2 protein-coding genes are annotated in these 1523 nt (G+C 74.0%); both read right to left on the reverse strand.

Annotated features, from left to right (window positions below; genetic code table 11):
• The coding region (locus LLG88_04130; GenBank protein ID MCE5246093.1) for a YhbY family RNA-binding protein at window positions 1-186 on the reverse strand (186 nt) is incomplete at its 3' end.
• Window positions 183-1523: sulfatase-like hydrolase/transferase (locus LLG88_04135; protein MCE5246094.1), on the reverse strand; the 1341-nt coding region annotated here is incomplete at its 5' end. The genes LLG88_04130 and LLG88_04135, both read right to left, overlap by 4 nt.

Below are 1523 nucleotides of genomic sequence, written 5' to 3' on the forward strand. Positions count from 1 at the left end.
CGGGCAGCCGCCGCCGACCCGGACCTTGATCGCCTCGCGGGCGGCGAGCGCCTGCTCCGCCGACGCGACCAGCGCCTCGTCCACGCCGTTCTTCCCGACCTGGACCGCGGGGCGTTCGCCGTGGAGCGCGGCGCGGATCTCCCGCCGTTCCTTGCCGCCCGTCGTGTGCCGCACCGGACCGATCATCGTCCCTCCGGCAGCGCGCCGAGCAGCCCGCGCGCCGTGTCGTCCCCGGGCGCCCGCCGCAGGTAGTTGGTCAGGAGCTCGCGCGCCTCGCCGGCGCGGCCGTGGTCGGCCATCAGGACCGCGAGACGCAGCGTCGCGCCGCTGAAGAGCGGGTTCTCGGCCAGCGCCGCGCGGTAGTCGGCCTCCGCGCCGGCGGCGTCGTTCAGGTTCTCGCGGGCCGCGCCGCGGAGCATCAGCGCCTCGGAGTCGGTCGGCGAAAGGCGGAGGTGCCGGTCGAACGCCGCCGCGGCCTGCCGCCACTGCTGCCTGGCGACGTGGATCCGCCCCCATTCGAACTGGACGCCCGGCATGTCCTCGTTCCCCGGCGCGATCCCGCCCAGCTCCTTCGCCGCGTCGTCGATCCGCCCCGCCATGCGGAGCGCGATCGCGCGCTCGAGATGGACGCCCGGGGCGTCCCCGTCCTTGAGCAGCTTGTCCAGCATCGGGAGCGCCTTGAGCGGCTCCCCCTTCTCCAGCCAGCGCGCCGCCTCGGCGAAGAGCGTGTAGTCCTCGAGCTTGTCCTTCGGGTCGGCGAGCGCCCCCTTGGCCGACGCCGGATCGACGAAGCCGACGTAGCCCAGGCTCTGGAGCTGCGGGTCGATCGGCGCGCCGGGGGCGACGCTCGGCAGCCCCTTGCCGCCCCGCTGGCGCGAGATGAAGCCGCCGAGGTCGTTGGCCTCCGCCGCGCGCTCCTTGAGCTGGTTGACCGTCTCGCGCGGATCGCGGTCGAGGTCGAACAGCTCGGCGCGCGGGGAGTCGATGAACTTGAAGCGGCCGTCGGTGGCGCCGTACATCGGGCTCCAGCCGAAGTTCCGCCACGGCAGCTCGGTCTCGTAGTAGACGCGGCGCGCGGGATCCGGCTTGCCGTCGAAGGCGAGCGGCGCGCCGTCGAGCCCCGACGGGACCGGGACGTCGAGCAGCTTGAGCAGCGTCGGGAAGAGGTCGACCGTCTGCGCGGGGCCGCCGAGGACCTTGCCGCGCGGCACCCGCGGGCCGGAGAGGATCAGCGGCACGCGGAGCGTCGGCTCGTAGAGCAGGAAGCCGTGCGTCGGCTCGCCGTGCTCGCCGAGCCCCTCGCCGTGGTCGCCGACGACGGCGACGAGCAGCGACTCGTCGCCGAGCTTCTTCCGCAGCTCGGTCTCCAGCCGCGCGAGGACCGAGTCGGCGTAGGCGATCTCGCCCTGGTAGAGGTCGGAGGCGTACCGCTCCTTGAACGGCGACGGCGGCTCGTACGGGTCGTGCGGATCGTAGATGTGGACCCAGAGGAAGAGCCGCTTGCCGGCGCGCTGGTCGACGAG

The organism is bacterium (assembly GCA_021372775.1).
Lineage (GTDB): Bacteria > Acidobacteriota > Polarisedimenticolia > J045 > J045 > JAJFTU01.